This is a genomic window from Mesocryomonas lacus, assembly GCF_055730105.2.
The window spans coordinates 170,474-186,477 of sequence record NZ_JBUZWF020000002.1; the positions used below are offsets into that span (position 1 = coordinate 170,474).

The following is a 16,004-nucleotide window of genomic DNA, read 5'->3' on the forward strand; positions in this document are numbered from 1 at the left end:
CAAATAAACATGAGGCTTTGCATCAGGATTCGATCGCTCTGATGCCGGAAGACATTGCCTTCAGAGTGTGCAAAGTATGAACTGGAAAAAGAAAATAATGATTTTGTACAAACGACGATTGTAATAGAAGAAAACACAATCTCTAGAAGATAATATTTGTAAACAACACTGCGTATGCAAGGAAGGAGCAGAAGCGGGTTCGGCGATAGGGTGAAAGGTATCGAATGTACTGTAAGGAAGATAGCGAACTACATAAGTGATGGGATTGAGATGAACCAGGTGGTTAACGGAGTGATGAGTCTCCATGATGTCAGGAAGACGGGATCGGCAGGACCTGAGCCCTTGGAGAAGGGTGTGAGCGCGGAAAGCGGAGTCCACCGCGGTGAAGCAAGGCCGAGCCAATCCCCATCGCCGGCATTCCTCCTGCAGTCTCTGATCTCCATCTCGAAGGCCACTCGCGCTTTGATGGGTCTAAAACTCGGTGAAATCGGCCTCGCCAATGGCCAGGATGAATTGCTGCTTCTGCTGGATGAGGACACGCCGCAACAGGTGACTACGCTGGCGGATCGGCTGGGGGTGCGGCCCTCGACTGTGTCGAAGACGTTGGAACGCATCGTGCAGCGTGGTCTGGCGCGCCGCGAGCCCAGCAAGGTCGATACCCGCATGACCCTCGTCACGATCACACCGCGTGGGGCGGCCGAGCGCGATCGGCTTGTCTTGCTACGCGACGAACTCGAGGCCGCGCTGACCGACAAGATGTCCCTTAACGACCTGGATCATCTGGCCGCGACCCTGCAGGGACTGGAGGGATTGCTCAAGAAGCGTCTTTCCAGGCTGCGATAGAGTTGCCCCTCACGGTGCTGGCAGTTCTTCAGGGCTTCGTCACCGACGCTGCCACAAAACGCTCATATTGGTTCGGTTGTGACCGGAGTGACGGCTACGGGTCGTGATCGACTTTTAGTGGGCCGCGCCGTTAATTCGAAGGTCTGTATCTACTTCAATGCCCGAGAGCTTGCCGCTTAATGGCGCGCAATGGCGCCGTAATTTGCCAGGAAGTCGAGGACTGCAAAGCGAGGATTTCCCGCCTTGCGGCGTCGAGTTCGCTCCGGGAAGCCAGGAGTTCCTCGGTTTTCACCGCGTATGCGTCACGCAATCGCGCAAAGGCTTCAAGCTCGCTCGTCGCCAACGCCAGCGCGGCAACCTGGGCGGCGTAGACCTCTTGCGGGACATTCGCCGACCCTGTCGGCGCCCCCTCCAGCAAGGAGGCTTCCAGTAACTTCTGCCTCGAAATGCCGGGCCCGGCGCCTTCTCGCGAGAGCGTGACGAAGAACTCGAAGTCCGGCGTCACCTTGAAGGCCTGTTCTTTCATCTGAAGTTCGCCGAGCTCTACCAAGTCCGACACGAGAAGACGAAAGCTCGATGGCGTAAATTGCCATCCGTGGCAGTCAGTGTACCGATCATCCTCCCGCTCCCGAGCGCCTGTCAGCGCCTCGATCAAACCGAAGCGGAGAATCGGCGGCCTCGTCTCGGTTGAGGACCAGCCGGCCCGGCCGCCGACTTCGCAATAGTGGGCGTTCTGATCGAACAGCGCCGATCGGGCGTGACGGGTTCGCCGCTCCCACTGTGCCTGCAGCACCATCCCGGTCGTCGAGACAGGACGGAAATGATCGAAGCAGAAACGCTTGTCGGGGACAGCCAAAAAGATTACGCCGCCCGGTCGCAGAAGTTGCTCACATTCTTTCAAGAACCCGAGGGGGTTGGGCGTGTGCTCGATCACATGACTGGCGACGATGAAGTCGTATCTCTGTTCACCTCCAATGACTTCGATCATGGATCGGCCATCTGAAACATGATCGACGACCTCGATCCGCGAAGCGTCGACGGCCTTGTCATCTTTGTACTTCGCAAAGAGCGTCGCTTGTTCCGCATGGTCGAGGACCTCGACATTGTATCCCGAACCCTTTGGCAGAAGCGGGTTGTAACTCGGGCCAATTTCCAAGCCGAAACCAGTCGCGTCGAACATCTCGAGCATAGCATCGCGGCGGTCCATGAATCTGCAACTCCAGGTTACTTAGTGTTACAGCACTGCTCTAACTGCTCCGTGCGGTCAAGTCTCGACCAGGGCCGAAGCCAAGCGGTGGCAACTCATGTCGGTGATGGCAATTGCAACTTCGCTGAAATTTACCCGGAGCCTTTGTCTCGGATGCTCCCGCGATGTTCTCCAATCCCTAGGATTACTCTGCGGCAGAAGCCATCGCTCGGCGTGGACATGTTCCACTGCCAGGATGCTGATCACGTACCCAGCAAGTAATGGGGCAGATGAAGTTGTGGCATTGAGGCGAGGCGCAACCCCGACCGGCGTCAGGGTTCGCTAACCGTTCTTGGTCAATGCTCGCGACCGCATGGAAATCAGCATCGGAAAGGAACGCCGCGCGGCTCTTTAAAAGAGGCCAATGCAAAATGTGAACCAGCAGAAGGAAAATGGTGCCGCTTAGGTGACTCGAACACCTGACCCCGTCATTACGAATGACGTGCTCTACCAACTGAGCTAAAGCGGCATGCCCGGACCGGAAATGGCTTCCCGCGGACGGCGATCTGATACCGACAAATCGGGACGAGTTCAAGCCGCAAATCGACATCGGCCGGGGAGGGGCGTCCGGCAGAAAGTTTCGGACCAGTTTTGTCGATGCGAGCGCCGCTTGCATTTCGCGCGCGCCGCGCTGGGTTGCGTTATCAGCGGCAAAATCGACCAAGCGGCGTATTGCCTTGTGGGCGGTCGGTTCGGCCTACAGCGCGAGGCGGGCGCGGGCGGCTTGGTATTCGTCGGCGAGGCGGGCGACGAGCGCAGCTGTCGGCACCACGTCCTTGACCGCGCCGATGCCCTGGCCGGAGCCCCAGATGTCTTTCCACGCCTTGGCGCCGCCGACGGCGGCCGCAAAATCCATTTGCGAGGGATCGCTTTCCGGAAGGCGCTTTGGGTCGAGGCCGGCGGCGATGATCGACGCCTTGAGGTAGTTGCCGTGGATGCCGGTGAAGAGGTTGGAGTAGACGATGTCGGCAGCGCTCCCCTCGACGATGCCTTGCTTGTAGGCGTCGCTGGCACGCGCTTCTTCCGTGGCGATGAAGGCTGAGCCGATATAGCCGCCGTCCGCGCCCATCGCTTCGGCCGCCAGCACGGCGCCGCCGGTGGCGATGGCGCCGGACAGGAACAGCGGCCCGTCGAACCACTCGCGGATCTCCTGGATCAGCGCGAAGGGTGACAGCGTGCCGGCATGGCCGCCGGCCCCGCTCGCCACGGCGACCAGGCCGTCCGCCCCCTTGCGGATGGCGCTATGGGCAAAACGGTTGTTGATGACGTCGTGCAAGGTGGTGCCGCCATAGCCGTGCACCGCCGCGTTTACCTCGGGCACTGCGCCGAGCGAGGTGATGACGATCGGCACCTTGTATTTCACGCACATCGCCAGGTCCGCCTCGATGCGGTCGTTCGAGCGGTGGACGATCTGGTTGACCGCGAAGGGTGCCGAGGGGGCATCTGGATGAGCGGCGTCGTAGGCGCTGAGCGTCTCGGTGATCTCCGCCAGCCACTCGTCGAGTTGGGCGGCCGGGCGGGCGTTGAGCGCGGGAAACGAGCCGACGATGCCGGCCTGGCACTGGGCGATGACGAGCTTGGGATGCGAGATGATGAACAGCGGCGCGGCGATGACCGGAAGCCGCAGCCGACCTTTGAGAATCGCGGGAAGGCTCATCGGCGCGGCTCCATTCTTTGACGTTAACGTAAACGGAGAAGTAGCAGATCGATCCGATGCTGCAAACCGTGCCTCAATGACTCCCATTTCTCCAGCGATAACGGCAGGATGGGAGAACGGTCCCGTTCTCCTGCAGAAGAGTTGCCGATGCCGTCCCAAAAAATCCCGCTTGCCCTCGCTCTGCTGGTCGCGTCTCTTTCGCCGATCGTCGCGTCGGCCGCCAGCCCCGATGCGTGGGCGGCTTTCCGCCGGGATGTCGAGGCCTCCTGCCGGGCGGCGGCGGCGGCGCTGATCGAGGCGCCCATCGTCACCGTCGACCCTTTCGGGTCCGCCAGCTACGGCCTCGCCGTCCTCAGCGGCAAGGCGCTGGACGACGGCCTGCAAAGTTCGCTCGTCTGCGTCTACGACAAGACGACGCACCAGAGTGAGATCGGCGGCGCCATGGCCTTGCAGAAGGCGGGCGAACGGGTTGCCGCCGGCGCAGGTGAGGCCTCAACGCCCGCCGCTCCGACTGCGTCCGATGCACCGGCCGTTGCCGGAACCGCGTCGCCGGAGCCGGTGGCATCGGCGGGTGAGGCTGCGTCCCCTGCCATCTCCGCGCCGGAAGCCCCGCCGACGCCCGCCCCGGAAGCGACGCCCCCGGCGCCTGCACCGGCCACGGTTCCGGCGCCAGCGCCGGACGCCAAGGCCGAGGCCGCGCTCGCCGAACGCTTCGCCTCCTTCCCCAGCGATCCCGACGAGACCGATGCGGCGCCGGGTGCTGCCGCCGACCCCGCGGCCTCGCCGCAGAACCAGCGCGTGGTGACGCCGCCGGTGCCGATCCTGCCAAACGTGCCGGGGCCTGCGCCCGAGGCCGAGGGGGAGACGCGTGAGGAGCTTCCCGGCGCCGGCGAAGGCGCGGGGCCTGATGCGGCGGGTGCGCCCGACACAGCAGCCGTCGACGCGGCCGCGACGCCCGAGGCGCCGCCGGCAGGGCAAGCCGCATCGCCTGCGTTCGCCGGTTGCGCCACGGACTGCGCGGCAACGCTCGCCGCCCTGTCCGCCACCGACCAGAAATCGCTGACGGACCTGCCGTTCGAGATCGACCGGACCATCGCCCGCAACGCCTCGGCCGATCTCGCCGCCGGCCCCGGCGCCGCGCGTGCCGCCGCCGGCGAGATCGCGGCTAACCTCACCGGGCGGCCGTCCCCCGCGATCGCCGCACCGACGGCCGCGCTCGAAGGCGAGCGCTCCTGCGTTCTCTATTATTTCGGCTATTCCAACCAGGCGGCGCGTTCCGTCGGCCGGCACCGGTGCGCGGTCTCGGCGGGCGAGGGCGGTGGGCTCGTGGTCGAGAAGATCAGCGGCGAGCGCCTGCGCGCCGAACTGAAGCCGCTGACATCGGGCGTTTCGGCTTTTGTCGGGCGCACCTACCGGACCGGACAGGCCGACAACCGGTACGATCCGGCAAAGCCGGTCAGCAACAGCGACAAGGATCTCGGCAACAGCATCGGGCTCGCCACCGCCAGCGAAGGACGGTTGCTCTTGACCTCTTCCGAGCTTCGCCGTTTCGAGGGCGAGGACAACTTTTTCTGGGTGCTGGCGATCGACCCGAAAGAGTGATGCCGTTTCAGCCACGCAACTCCCGCTGAACGCTTGCGAATCTCTTCGCCAGCGACGACATTCCAGGGTGATGTTGAACCTTTTCCCCGCCGCCCCGACGACACCGTCGCTGTTTGCCGAACCCGCTCAGACCGTTGTGCGTGTCATCGATACCGAGACCGCCGGTCACAGCCTGCCGGAAGACGCGGTGATCGAGATCGGATCGGCGGATCTCGACCTCGCCACCGGGCAGATTTTCAACCCGCTGCAGAGCCTGGTCGATCCGGCGGGCATCGTCATCAACCCGCATGCGCGGCGCGTGCATCAGATTTCCGACGAAATGCTGGAGGGCGCACCGTCTTTCGCCGAGGCCATCCTGCCGTTCCAAGGCGCGCCGTCCTATGCGGCGCAGCGGGCGGAGTTCGACCGGCCGCGGCTGAAGATCACCAGCCGCTGGCTGTGCACGCACAAGCTGGCGCTGCGGGCGTTTCCCGACCTGCCGGCGCATGGTCTGCAGTCGCTGGTGAAATATCTCGCACTGGATCTCAGCGAGATCCGGCCGCAGCTGGAGGGGCTGCACCCGCACCGGGCGCTCTATGATGCGCTCTGCACGGCGGTCTTGCTGCGGCGGATCGCCGAAGCGCTGATGCCGCGCTGCCTCGACGTCGCCGATTTCCTGGAGAGGGCCGAGCGGGTCTCGCACCAGCCAGCGCTCCTGTCGAAGCTGCGCTTCGGAAAGCACAAGGGCGTGCGTTTCGGCGAGGTGCCGCTCGACTACCTCGAATGGCTGGTGCGCGAGCCCGGTATGGACGCCGATGCGGTGTTTTCGGCGAAACACCAGCTGGCAAACCGTGTCATGCGCGGCGTGCGGACTGATCGGACGGAGCTGGCGCACTAGCTTCACCGAAAGTCCTTCCGTCAGGTCCGCATGAAACGCTTCGCCGAACTCCTCGACCGCCTCGTCCTCACCCCGTCGCGCAACGGCAAGCTACGGCTGCTGGTCGACTTTTTCCGCGAGGTGCCGGACACCGACCGCGGCTATGGCCTTGCCGCGATCACCGGCGAGCTCGACATTTCGGCGGTCAAGCCGGCCATGCTTCGGGTCCTCGCGACCAGCCGCATGGACGAGGTGCTGTTTGGCTATTCCTACGACTATGTCGGCGATCTCGCGGAGACCATCGCGCTCGTCTGGCCGGGCCCGCACGACGGCGAGCCCGAGACCATCCTGCGCAACGACCTGCCGACGCTCAGCGAAATCATCGAGACGCTCAACGCCGCCTCGCGCGCCGAGGGGCCCAGACTCATTGAGGACTGGCTCGACCGGCTCGACTCTTCCGGCCGCTATGCGCTGCTGAAGCTCGTCACCGGTTCGATGCGCATCGGCGTCTCCTCGCGGCTTGCCAAGCAGGCGCTGGCCGATTTCGGGGACAAGGACATCGCCGAGATCGAAGAGCTCTGGCATGGGCTCGCGCCGCCCTATCTCTCGCTGTTCGCCTGGCTCGAGGGCGTTGCGGAGAAGCCGGTCTCGGCGGCCCTCTCGCCGTTCCGGCCGGTGATGCTGTCGCAGCCGCTGGAGGCCGGCGACCACGCCCGCATCACGCCCGAAGACTATGCGGCGGAATGGAAGTGGGACGGCATCCGGGTCCAGGCGACACGCGAGGGCGGCGTCTGCCGGCTCTATTCGCGCACCGGCGACGATATTTCCGGCTCGTTCCCCGACCTCATCGAGCGGATGGAATTCGACGGTGCGCTTGACGGCGAGCTGCTGGTGGCGCGCCCGACGGATGGCGACGAGATCGTCGTCGGCACCTTCTCCGACCTGCAGCAGCGGCTGAACCGCAAGAGCGTCGGCGCCGCCGTCATGAAGCAGCACCCGGTCTTCCTGCGCGCCTACGACCTCCTGCAGGACGGCGGGGAGAACCTTCGACCGCTACCCTTTGCCGAGCGCCGGCGGCGGCTAGAGCGCTTTCTGCCGGCGCTCGATCCCAGCCGCTTCGACCTTTCGCCCTTCGTTCCCTTCGAGACGCTGGAGGATCTTGCCGCAAAGCGCATCGCGCCGCCGCACCCGGTGATCGAGGGACTGATGCTGAAGCGCTGGGATTCGGCCTATGTGCCCGGCCGGCCGAAGGGCCCCTGGTTCAAGTGGAAGCAGGACCCGCATCTCGTCGATGCCGTGCTGATGTATGCCCAGCGCGGTCACGGCAAGCGTTCGAGCTTCTACTCCGACTATACCTTCGGCGTCTGGGCGGGCCCCGAGGACCAACCCGAACTCGTGCCGGTGGGGAAAGCCTATTTCGGCTTCACCGACGAGGAACTGAAGCAGCTCGACAAATACATCCGCGACAACACGATCGGGCGCTACGGCCCCGTCCGCTCTGTGCGCGCCGAGCCCGATCACGGCCTGGTGCTGGAGGTCGCCTTCGAAGGGCTTGCCCGCTCCAGCCGCCACAAGTCCGGCGTCGCCATGCGCTTCCCCCGGATCTCACGCCTGCGCTGGGACAAGCCGGCCTTCGAGGCCGACCGTCTGGAGACGCTGCAGGCGATGCTCGGCGACTGAAGGCTTGCGGCGGCCGCCTTGTCCTCGCCGGCTTGTCCGACTACCTCATGGCCAACGAAGCTTCAGGAACCCGCCATGGCCGATCGCGTATCCAGTTTTCTCGGCGGCTCGCCGCTTTCGGTGATCGTCAAGCTCGTGCTGCTGTCGATCGCCGTCGGTCTCGTCCTGTCCTGGCTGGACTGGAGCCCGCGCGAGATCCTCTACTGGATTACCGATTTCTTCCGCTGGATCTGGTACTCGCTGTTCGGCTCGCTCGACCGTGCCGTCGACTATTTCATTCTTGGCGCCGTGATCGTGGTCCCGCTGTTCATCATCTCGAGGCTATTGAAGATCGGGCGGCGCTGACCGGCTTTAGTTGGGAGGCTGGATCGCGGCGGCGGCTGCCTTCGTCTGCGCTGCGGCTGCTTTCGTCTCGGCCGCGGTGAGGGCAGTATTGGCGCGGTTCAACTCGGCGGCATCCTGCAGCACCTTGATCATCTGATGAATGGGATCGGCACCGCCAGCGAGGAGGCCGCCGACGATGATCACGTCGAGCAGGCGAAGATATTGGTACGATTTGCCGAGGTGGTCAGCCGCGTCGAACATCGGGCCGAGAATGCTCACGCCGAAGAGCCCCAGCAAGAGCCCAAGACCCAGCGCGAAAAGCGTCGCCCTTTTCTGCGTACCTGCTTGATACCCCGCAAGCTTGGATTGAGCTCCTTGTATGAGCGCAGCATCGGTGCCGGCCTGCTCTTTGGCGAGGGTGTTTTCTAGCAAGACCTTCCCCGGCTCGCGGACACTGACGGCATATACTTCGACCGTCCGCTCTACGAAGAGAGCGAGGATCGCCAGGGTGCCGAGCGCAGAGAGGACGTCTGTGAAGGCGGTGTCGGACAGGTGCGGCGTGTCCGGTAGTGGCCAGCCGCTGAACCAGATGCCAATGAGAAAAGTCAGGAGAACCACGACCAGGGCCAGCCGCGAGAGGGACCAGCCTGTTTCGATTGGCGGCTTTGGCAGCAATCCTTGGGGCATGATGCGTCCTCCGGTAGAGAGTAACCGAGAGTTGCATATTCTCTTAATAGTTGCAATTACCCTAAGTGATATGAGGTGGCGATCAGCTAAACTCCGCCGCCACCCGGTGCAGGATCGTGTGCCGGCGGGCCAGGCTGTCGATGTCGCGGGAATAGCCGCCGCCGATGACGCCGGCCACCGGGATACCGCACTCGCGGAAGAAGCCGATGACGCGGCGGTCGCGTTCGGCGAGCCCCGCGTCGGACAGCGACAGGCGGCCGAGCCGATCGTCCGCATGCGGGTCGACGCCTGCATTGTAGAAGACGAGGTCCGGCCGTGCCTGCAGAAGGCTCGTCTCGAGCGCGTAGGGCAGGACGGCGAGATAGGCCTCGTCGCCGGTCTTGTCGGGAAGGGGAATGTCGAGATCCGACGGCGGCTTCACCTCGGGATAATTGTGGGCGCCGTGGATCGAGAGCGTGAAGACGCGGGGATCGCAGGTGAAGATCCGCGCGGTGCCGTCGCCCTGGTGCACGTCGCAGTCGAACACCAGCACCCGGTCGACAAGGTGCTCGGCCAACATCGCCCGCGCGGCGACGGCGACGTCGTTGAAGACGGAGAAGCCCGCGCCGGCATCCGTCGACGCATGGTGGCTGCCGCCGGCGCTGTTGCAGGCAAGGCCATGCGCCAGCGCCAGCCGGGCGGTGAGGATGGTGCCGCCGGTGGCGCAGCGCGAGCGCCGCGACACGCGTTCGTCGACGGGAAAGCCGATCGCCTTTTCCATCGCAGGCGAGACGGTCTGCGACAGCACCGCATCGACGTATTCGGCCGAGTGCGCCCGGCATAGTTGCTCCGGGGTCGCCGGCACGGGAACGTGAAACCCGTCCGGCACCAGTCCGTCCTCGACGAGGATCTCGGCGAGCCGCGAGAACTTGCCCATGGGAAAGCGATGTTGGGCATCGAACTGGGCGTCGAAGGCGGGATGGTGAACGATCGGCAAGGTCATCGCAGCTGACATAGGGCGCGGTTCACTACCGTCAGCAGACCCCCGTACAACGCCCCTTGCCGCCTTCATCGGAAGCTGCCACGCCGTCCTCCGAGCTTCGATGGAACCGCGTCATGATCCCTGCATCGCCCCGTACTGCCCGACCGTTCGACGTGACCAACCGTGAGGTCCTGCGCATCGCCGTGCCGATGACGCTGGCCTTTCTGACGACGCCGCTGCTGGGGCTCACCGATATCGCGGTGGTCGGCCGGATGGGAGATGCCGCTGCGCTCGCAGGGCTCGTCGTCGGCGCGCTGATCTTCGATTTCGCCTTCGCCACCTTCAACTTCGTGCGCTCGGGCACCACGGGTCTCACCGCACAGGCCCTTGGCGAGGGCGACGGCACGGAAATGCAGGCGGTGTTCTGGCGCGCGCTGGTGCTGGCGCTGGTCATCGGCTGCGGGCTCGTCCTTCTGGAGCCGGCCATCTCGGTGGCCGGCCTCTCCTCATCGCCCCCGATGCCGCGGTCTCCGAGGCGACGCGAACCTATCTGTTCTGGCGGATGTTCTCAGCGCCCTTCGCGCTGACGAACTATGCCCTCCTCGGCTACGTCCTCGGGCGGGGCAGAGGCGCGCTCGGGCTTGGGCTTCAGATCGTCATCAATGGCGCGAACATCTGTCTCGCCATCCTGTTCGGCCTCGTCTGGGAAGGCGGCGTCGCGGGCGTGGCGCTGGGGACGGTGTCGGGCGAGGCGATCGGAGCCATGGTCGGCCTCATCCTCGTCATCCGCGGGTTCGACCGGGCCGAGCGCCCGACGCGCCGGCGGGTGTTCGAGAAGGCCGGCTTCCTCAAGATGATCGCCCTCAACCGCGACATCATGATCCGCTCGTTCTGCCTGCTCGGCGGCTACATGCTGTTCACCCGGCTCGGGGCCAGCCTCGGCGCGCTGACGCTTGCCGCCAACGGTGTCCTCCTCAACATGTTCATGATCGGCGGCTATTTCCTCGACGGGATCGCGACGGCCTCCGAGCAGCTGGTCGGCCGTTCGGTCGGGGCGTTCTGGCGGCCGGCCTTCGATCGCGCGGTGCGCCTGTCGATCGCCTGGGGGCTCGCACTGTCGGGCCTCCTGACGCTGCTCTTCCTCGTCGCGGGCGGCTCGATCGTCGATCTTCTCACCACCGACGCGGCGGTGCGGGCGGCAGCGCGCCCCTATCTCTTCTGGGCGTCGATCGCCTCCTTCGCCGGGGCGCTCGCCTTTGTCATGGACGGCATCTACATCGGCGCCACCTGGTCGCGGACGATGCGCGACATGATGCTCCTGTCGACAGCGCTGTTCGCCGTCCTCGCCTTCGCCCTCGTGCCGTCCTTCGGCAATCACGGGCTCTGGCTCGCCTTCGAGGTGTTCCTGTCGCTGCGCGGCGTGACCTTGCTCGCCGCCTTGCCGGGCCGCCGCCGCCAGACCTTCGCCTCCGCCTGAGGCGAAGCTCAGTTTGCGTCGGGGCCGGCGGATAGCACGCGATCGACCGTGCGGTCGCGGATTTCGGAAAGGCGACCGATGCCGTTGAGGTCCATGAAATGGCTCATGCCGGCGAGAATCTTCGTCGGCAGGCGCGGCCCGCCATAGACGAGGCCGGTATAGAGCTGGACGAGGTCGGCGCCGGCCTCGACCTTGGCGATCGCCGTCTTGGCGCTGTCGACGCCGCCGGCCCCGATCAGCGCGATGTCGGGTCCCAGTGCCCGGCGGAAGGCCGCCAGCACGTAGGTGGCGCGGCGGAACAGCGGCCGGCCGGAAAGGCCACCGGCCTCGTTGCGGTTCAGCAGCGTGGTCGAGAGGCCGTCGCGCGACAGCGTGGTGTTCGAGACGATCAGCCCCTCGATGCCGTGCGCGGCGACCGACCGCGCAATGGCGGCGATCTCCTCGCGGTCGAGGTCGGGCGCGACTTTGAGGAAGATCGGCGTGCGCGGCCGCCCGTCGACCGCCGCCGCGCCGTTGCGGGCGGCGACCACCGCCTCCAGCAGGCGCTCCAAGTCGTCGCCGCCCTGCAGCTTGCGCAAGCCCGGCGTGTTGGGCGACGAGATGTTGACGGTGAGGTAGCTTGCCAGAGGCTCGAAGCGGCTGATGCCCTCGACATAATCGTGGATGCGGTCGGCGGCATCCTTGTTCGCGCCGACATTGATGCCGACGATGCCGGATTTGCGCCGCCGCTGCTGCAGCCGCTCGTAGGCTTCCGCGGCGCCCTCGTTGTTGAAGCCGAGCCGGTTGATCACGGCGCCGGCCGCCGGCAGGCGGAAGACCCGGGGCTGCGGGTTTCCGGCTTGCGGCAGCGGGGTGATCGTGCCGACCTCGGTGAAACCGAAACCCAGCCGCAGCACGGCGTCGGGCACCTCGGCGTTCTTGTCGTAGCCGGCGGCAAGGCCGAGCGGGTTCGGAAAGGACAAGCCTGCGACCGCCGTGCGCAGGCGGCTGTCGATGGGGATGTCGACGCGCGGGATGACGCCGCGCTTCAACGCGGCGATCGACAGGCCATGCGCCTTTTCCGCGTCGAGCTTGAAGAGGAGGGGACGGGCGACGTCGTAGAGGCTCACCGGATGCTCGCGGGGAAAACGTGGTAGCCGGCTGCGTCCACCGGCAGTTCTTCGGCGAACAGCACGGCGTCCAAGCTTAGCGGGCCATATAGGTGTGGGAACAACTGACCGCCGCGCGAGGGCTCCCACTTCAGCGCGTCGCCGAGCTTGTCGGGGTCGATCCCGATCAGCAGCAGCTCGCGCTGGCCGGTGAAATGCTTGTGCGCGGTCTCGCGAACCTGCAGCGCGGTCGAGAAATGGATGTAGCCGTCGGCGAGGTCGACCGGCGCGCCGTCGAAACGTCCTGCCTGTTCAGCGGCCTGCCACAGCGCCCTCGGCGCAATCTTGTAGATCGGATCGCTCATAGCCTCGGTTGCCAGACATGGTGATAAAGGTCAATCGCGGCAATCTCGCCCAATTTGCGTGGGATAGCTCCGCGCGCCCGAAGATCCGGGCCCCAGGGAGTTGCCGATGAAGACCGCGATCGCCATCCTGATCCTCGCTCTGGCCGGTGGTGCCGCGATCATGCTGGCCGGCGGCGCGGCCATGGCGCAAAGCCTCGTGCCGCAGAGCCCGTCGTCCCAGAGCCTGATGCCGCCCTCCGCCGCGTCCCGCTATTCGATGCAGCCGGTCGACGGCGGCGTCGCGCGGCTGGACACGCAGACCGGCGAGATCAGCCTCTGCCAGGTCGACAATGGCCAGATCGCCTGCGAGCCGTCCGAGGACGAACGCCAGCGGCTGGAGGATCGCATCCGCGAGCTGTCCGACGAAGTCGCCAGCCTGAAGGATGGCCGGCCCGACGATGGCGCCGCCGCCGGCCCGCGCAAGCCGCCGCAGTCGGTGCTGCCCGAAGATGCCGACCTCGACAAGGCGCTCGGCCAGATGAAACACATCTTCCGCACCTTCCGCGACATCGCCCGCGAACTCGACGACGAGAAGCCCGCCCCGGACACCAGCCCGAACCGGACGTAACCTTCCCCGTAGGGACCGGCCCGGCCGCGCCCAAAGGCGCGGCCGGATCTGCGAGGGATGCGATAGCGTTCGGCCGCTAGAGCTGTTCGACCAGTCGGTCGTGGCCCTGTGTGTCGTCGCTGGCGGCCTGGTGGCGGCGAAGGAAGGTAGCCATCTCGGACATCGAGCGGACGCCGGTCGAGGAGGGCAGGTTCTGGAAGACGTGACAGCCGCCGGTGACCAGCGAGAGTTCCGCCGCATTGCCAGCCGCCAGCCAGCGCGTCGCCATGAACAGGCTGTCGTCGACGAGGAGGTCGCAGGTTCCAACGGTGAAGAGGGCCGGCGGCAGGCCGGTAAGGTCAGCGTAGAGCGGCGAGATGTCGGGCGAGCGCGGGTCGCTGCCGGCGGGCAGGAAGCGCTCCGAGAAGGCGGCCACGTCCTCGGTGTTCAGCACCAGCCGCTCGCTTCCGAAGCGACGGACGCTGGGGCTCAGCGACAGGTCGTAGCAGCCGGCATTGAGGTTGGCGGCGGCGAACGGCGTCACGCCATGCCCGTCCCGCAGCCGGATCAGCGTCAGGACCGCGAGATGCGCGCCGGCTGATTCACCGCCAATGGCAAGGTAACCGGTCGGCAACGGGCCATGCGCATCGGCGATGTCTCCCGCGATCAAAGCGAGCGCTGCGTCCTCGCAATCCTCGGGCCCGTTCGGAAACGGAAACTCCGGCGCGAGGCGGTAGTCGACGGAGGCGACGGCGAGCCCGGTCTGATCGGCGATCCGGCGCAGGAACGGGTCGTTCTCGGCGGCCGTGCCCCAGACCCATCCGCCCCCGTGGAAGTGCAGGAACGTCCCCCGCTCTGCCTGTCCGGTGGGACGCAGGATCCGAACGCCAATCGGATGGCTGCCGCGTCCGCGGATCTCGGTCGTCGTCGCGCCGGGATCGACCGGTGCGGCCGGAAACACGCCGCGCCCCTCGGCCCGCGCCTGGCGCACTGCGGTGATCGGCGCGCTCCAGGGGCTCGGGCGGGATCGCTGCAGCGCGATGATGTCGGCGTTCATCGCCATCAGCTCCGGCTCGGCGCGGCTGAGGTCGAAATCGGCGGGATCGATGATCAGGCGCTTGACGGTCATCACGCTTCCTTTTTTTGCCGGAGGACCGGACTTTCATTAGCCGTGTGGCCGGTCTTTTTTGCGCTGCGAGAGGTCCGGTGGTTCCATCGCGGCGACGATCATGGTCTGGGATTATGGAGGGACGATGGGCGAAGGCAAAACGCCTGTCACCTCTGCCGGCATTGGCCGGTCGTGTTGTGGCGTAAGAAGGAAAGACCGGCATTGATGGAGCCGATGCAGTTCATCGAGACGCTTGCCGTCCGCACCAAGGGGCGCTCGATGCTTGATTTGTCGCAGGCCGTGCAGGAGCGGCTGTCGACGCTGGAGGCGGGTGACGGGCTTCTGACCGTCTTCATCCGCCACACCTCGGCGTCGCTGACGATCCAGGAGAATGCCGACCCGGACGTGCAGGCCGATCTTCTCGATGCGCTGGACAGGCTGGCGCCTGCCGGACCGATCTACCGGCATTCGATCGAAGGGCCGGACGACATGCCGGCGCACATCAAGACCGTGCTGACGGCGACGAGCCTCGCCATCCCCGTGCTGCGCGGCCGGCTGATGCTCGGCACCTGGCAAGGCCTCTACGTCGTCGAGCACCGGGTACGGCCCCATACCCGCGAGGTGGTGCTGCATTTTGCCGGAACCCGCGCCGGCCAGCCCGGCCGCAGCAGCCTCGGTGGCCGGGCCTGACCGCGCGCAAAGACGCGCCGGCGTCCGAGGCAAGCCGTGCTCGGCCGCGCCTACCCCTTGAACCTTCTGCTGCGATGCGGTTCGTTGCAGACATGGCCGGCGTTTCAGCTGCGCTGACCCAGAGAGAGCTGCCCGTGAAACCGTTGCAAGGCGCCCTGTGAACCGTACCTTCATCGTCGCCGACGATCATCCGCTGTTCCGCGGCGCCCTGAAGGAGATCCTGGCCTCGCTGCCGGGCGAGCATCTGATCGTCGAGGCCGCCGATTTTGACCAGGCGGCGTCGGCGATCGCGGCGCATCCGGAAGCCGATCTCTTTCTGCTCGACCTCAACATGCCCGGCGCCAGCGGATTTGCCGGTCTCGCCTTGATGCGGGCGGAGCACCCGGGCGTGCCGATCGCCATCGTCTCCGGCAGCGAGGACGCGCCGCTGATCCGGCGGGCGCTCGATCTCGGTGCGTCCGGCTATATTCCGAAGTCGGCGAGCTTCGAGGAGATCCGCGCCGCTATCGCCTCGCTGCTGGCCGGCGACGTCTACCTGCCGGCAAACGTCCAGCTCGGCGCCGAGGGCGATCCGGAGGTCGCTGCGCTGATCGAGCAGATGCGCAGCCTGACGCCGCAGCAGACCCGCGTCCTCACCATGCTCGGGCGCGGGCTCCTCAACAAGCAGATCGCGTACGAGCTCGGCATCTCCGAGGCGACGATCAAGGCGCATGTCTCGGCGGTACTGCAGAAGCTCGGTGTCGACAGCCGCACCCAGGCGGTGATCCGGCTCGGCCAGCTCGATCCCGGCCGCGAGGACGGCGTCAGCCGGTAGTTCTCACGAACGAGCGACCC

Annotated in this window: 15 protein-coding genes, 1 tRNA gene and 1 pseudogene; 9 read left to right on the forward strand and 8 right to left on the reverse strand. The window is 66.0% G+C overall.

Annotated elements, in window-relative coordinates:
• Positions 1 to 354: 354 nt before the first annotated feature.
• Positions 355 to 843, forward strand: coding sequence for a MarR family winged helix-turn-helix transcriptional regulator (locus ACZLZQ_RS05885; RefSeq protein ID WP_472948578.1), 489 nt, complete (start codon positions 355 to 357; stop codon positions 841 to 843).
• A 154-nt stretch (positions 844 to 997) separates the two neighbouring features.
• On the opposite strand, the gene ACZLZQ_RS05890 is transcribed toward ACZLZQ_RS05885, so the two are convergent.
• The 3 genes from ACZLZQ_RS05890 to ACZLZQ_RS05900 form a co-directional block, all read right to left on the reverse strand.
• On the reverse strand, positions 998 to 2,050 hold the full coding sequence (locus ACZLZQ_RS05890) for a class I SAM-dependent methyltransferase (protein WP_472948579.1): 1,053 nt from the start codon (positions 2,048 to 2,050) through the stop codon (positions 998 to 1,000).
• A 432-nt stretch (positions 2,051 to 2,482) separates the two neighbouring features.
• A tRNA-Thr gene (locus ACZLZQ_RS05895) sits at positions 2,483 to 2,558 on the reverse strand.
• A 228-nt stretch (positions 2,559 to 2,786) separates the two neighbouring features.
• Entirely contained in the window at positions 2,787 to 3,746 is a 960-nt protein-coding gene (locus ACZLZQ_RS05900; protein ID WP_472948580.1) for an NAD(P)H-dependent flavin oxidoreductase, read from the reverse strand.
• Positions 3,747 to 3,893: 147 nt separating this feature from the next.
• On the opposite strand from ACZLZQ_RS05900, the gene ACZLZQ_RS05905 reads away from it, so the two are divergent.
• The 4 genes from ACZLZQ_RS05905 (at position 3,894) to ACZLZQ_RS05920 (ending at position 8,229) form a co-directional block, all read left to right on the forward strand.
• A complete protein-coding gene (locus ACZLZQ_RS05905; protein WP_472948581.1) occupies positions 3,894 to 5,348 on the forward strand; it encodes a hypothetical protein in 1,455 nt (484 codons plus the stop codon).
• Between the two features lie 70 nt (positions 5,349 to 5,418).
• Positions 5,419 to 6,225 carry an exonuclease domain-containing protein gene (locus tag ACZLZQ_RS05910; RefSeq protein ID WP_472933888.1) on the forward strand — a complete coding sequence of 269 codons (807 nt, stop codon included), beginning with the start codon at positions 5,419 to 5,421 and terminating at the stop codon, positions 6,223 to 6,225.
• A gap of 30 nt (positions 6,226 to 6,255) precedes the next feature.
• Entirely contained in the window at positions 6,256 to 7,884 is a 1,629-nt protein-coding gene (locus tag ACZLZQ_RS05915; protein ID WP_472933887.1) for a cisplatin damage response ATP-dependent DNA ligase, read from the forward strand.
• A 75-nt stretch (positions 7,885 to 7,959) separates the two neighbouring features.
• On the forward strand, positions 7,960 to 8,229 hold the full coding sequence (locus tag ACZLZQ_RS05920; protein WP_472933886.1) for a DUF6460 domain-containing protein: 270 nt from the start codon (positions 7,960 to 7,962) through the stop codon (positions 8,227 to 8,229).
• A gap of 6 nt (positions 8,230 to 8,235) precedes the next feature.
• Here ACZLZQ_RS05920 and ACZLZQ_RS05925 read toward each other — a convergent pair whose 3' ends face one another.
• Positions 8,236 to 8,895, reverse strand: a complete 660-nt coding sequence (locus ACZLZQ_RS05925; protein ID WP_472948582.1) for a hypothetical protein — start codon at positions 8,893 to 8,895, stop codon at positions 8,236 to 8,238.
• Positions 8,896 to 8,977: 82 nt separating this feature from the next.
• On the reverse strand, positions 8,978 to 9,877 hold the full coding sequence (locus tag ACZLZQ_RS05930; RefSeq protein WP_472949195.1) for a histone deacetylase family protein: 900 nt from the start codon (positions 9,875 to 9,877) through the stop codon (positions 8,978 to 8,980).
• 113 nt (positions 9,878 to 9,990) lie between these two features.
• Here ACZLZQ_RS05930 and ACZLZQ_RS05935 point away from each other — a divergent pair.
• Positions 9,991 to 11,333: pseudogene (locus ACZLZQ_RS05935) on the forward strand (MATE family efflux transporter).
• 8 nt (positions 11,334 to 11,341) lie between these two features.
• Here ACZLZQ_RS05935 and ACZLZQ_RS05940 read toward each other — a convergent pair.
• Positions 11,342 to 12,442 carry a quinone-dependent dihydroorotate dehydrogenase gene (locus ACZLZQ_RS05940; RefSeq protein WP_472948583.1) on the reverse strand — a complete coding sequence of 367 codons (1,101 nt, stop codon included), beginning with the start codon at positions 12,440 to 12,442 and terminating at the stop codon, positions 11,342 to 11,344.
• Positions 12,439 to 12,786 carry a DUF952 domain-containing protein gene (locus tag ACZLZQ_RS05945; protein WP_472933882.1) on the reverse strand — a complete coding sequence of 116 codons (348 nt, stop codon included), beginning with the start codon at positions 12,784 to 12,786 and terminating at the stop codon, positions 12,439 to 12,441. Before ACZLZQ_RS05945 ends, ACZLZQ_RS05940 begins: the two co-directional genes overlap by 4 nt.
• Positions 12,787 to 12,892: 106 nt before the next feature.
• On the opposite strand from ACZLZQ_RS05945, the gene ACZLZQ_RS05950 reads away from it, so the two are divergent.
• On the forward strand, positions 12,893 to 13,393 hold the full coding sequence (locus ACZLZQ_RS05950) for a hypothetical protein (RefSeq protein WP_472948584.1): 501 nt from the start codon (positions 12,893 to 12,895) through the stop codon (positions 13,391 to 13,393).
• 76 nt (positions 13,394 to 13,469) lie between these two features.
• Here the strand turns inward: ACZLZQ_RS05950 and ACZLZQ_RS05955 are convergent, their stop codons facing one another.
• Positions 13,470 to 14,501, reverse strand: a complete 1,032-nt coding sequence (locus ACZLZQ_RS05955; protein WP_472948585.1) for an alpha/beta hydrolase — start codon at positions 14,499 to 14,501, stop codon at positions 13,470 to 13,472.
• A gap of 204 nt (positions 14,502 to 14,705) precedes the next feature.
• Here ACZLZQ_RS05955 and ACZLZQ_RS05960 point away from each other — a divergent pair, with 204 nt between their 5' ends.
• Both ACZLZQ_RS05960 and ACZLZQ_RS05965 read left to right on the forward strand, forming a co-directional pair.
• On the forward strand, positions 14,706 to 15,170 hold the full coding sequence (locus ACZLZQ_RS05960) for a secondary thiamine-phosphate synthase enzyme YjbQ (protein ID WP_472949196.1): 465 nt from the start codon (positions 14,706 to 14,708) through the stop codon (positions 15,168 to 15,170).
• 157 nt (positions 15,171 to 15,327) lie between these two features.
• The gene (locus ACZLZQ_RS05965; RefSeq protein WP_472948586.1) at positions 15,328 to 15,984 is read left to right on the forward strand and encodes a response regulator; all 657 of its coding nucleotides are present in this window, start codon (positions 15,328 to 15,330) and stop codon (positions 15,982 to 15,984) included.
• Positions 15,985 to 16,004: the final 20 nt, after the last annotated feature.

Bases quoted from the DNA above. Each gene is read 5' to 3' on its own strand.
- ACZLZQ_RS05890 (WP_472948579.1), bottom strand. From the start codon at position 2,050: ATGGACCGCCGCGATGCTATGCTCGAGATGTTCGACGCGACTGGTTTC.
- ACZLZQ_RS05900 (WP_472948580.1), bottom strand. From the start codon at position 3,746: ATGAGCCTTCCCGCGATTCTCAAAGGTCGGCTGCGGCTTCCGGTCATC.
- ACZLZQ_RS05905 (WP_472948581.1), top strand. From the start codon at position 3,894: ATGCCGTCCCAAAAAATCCCGCTTGCCCTCGCTCTGCTGGTCGCGTCT.
- ACZLZQ_RS05910 (WP_472933888.1), top strand. From the start codon at position 5,419: ATGTTGAACCTTTTCCCCGCCGCCCCGACGACACCGTCGCTGTTTGCC.
- ACZLZQ_RS05915 (WP_472933887.1), top strand. From the start codon at position 6,256: ATGAAACGCTTCGCCGAACTCCTCGACCGCCTCGTCCTCACCCCGTCG.
- ACZLZQ_RS05920 (WP_472933886.1), top strand. From the start codon at position 7,960: ATGGCCGATCGCGTATCCAGTTTTCTCGGCGGCTCGCCGCTTTCGGTG.
- ACZLZQ_RS05925 (WP_472948582.1), bottom strand. From the start codon at position 8,895: ATGCCCCAAGGATTGCTGCCAAAGCCGCCAATCGAAACAGGCTGGTCC.
- ACZLZQ_RS05930 (WP_472949195.1), bottom strand. From the start codon at position 9,877: ATGACCTTGCCGATCGTTCACCATCCCGCCTTCGACGCCCAGTTCGAT.
- ACZLZQ_RS05945 (WP_472933882.1), bottom strand. From the start codon at position 12,786: ATGAGCGATCCGATCTACAAGATTGCGCCGAGGGCGCTGTGGCAGGCC.
- ACZLZQ_RS05950 (WP_472948584.1), top strand. From the start codon at position 12,893: ATGAAGACCGCGATCGCCATCCTGATCCTCGCTCTGGCCGGTGGTGCC.
- ACZLZQ_RS05955 (WP_472948585.1), bottom strand. From the start codon at position 14,501: ATGACCGTCAAGCGCCTGATCATCGATCCCGCCGATTTCGACCTCAGC.
- ACZLZQ_RS05960 (WP_472949196.1), top strand. From the start codon at position 14,706: ATGGAGCCGATGCAGTTCATCGAGACGCTTGCCGTCCGCACCAAGGGG.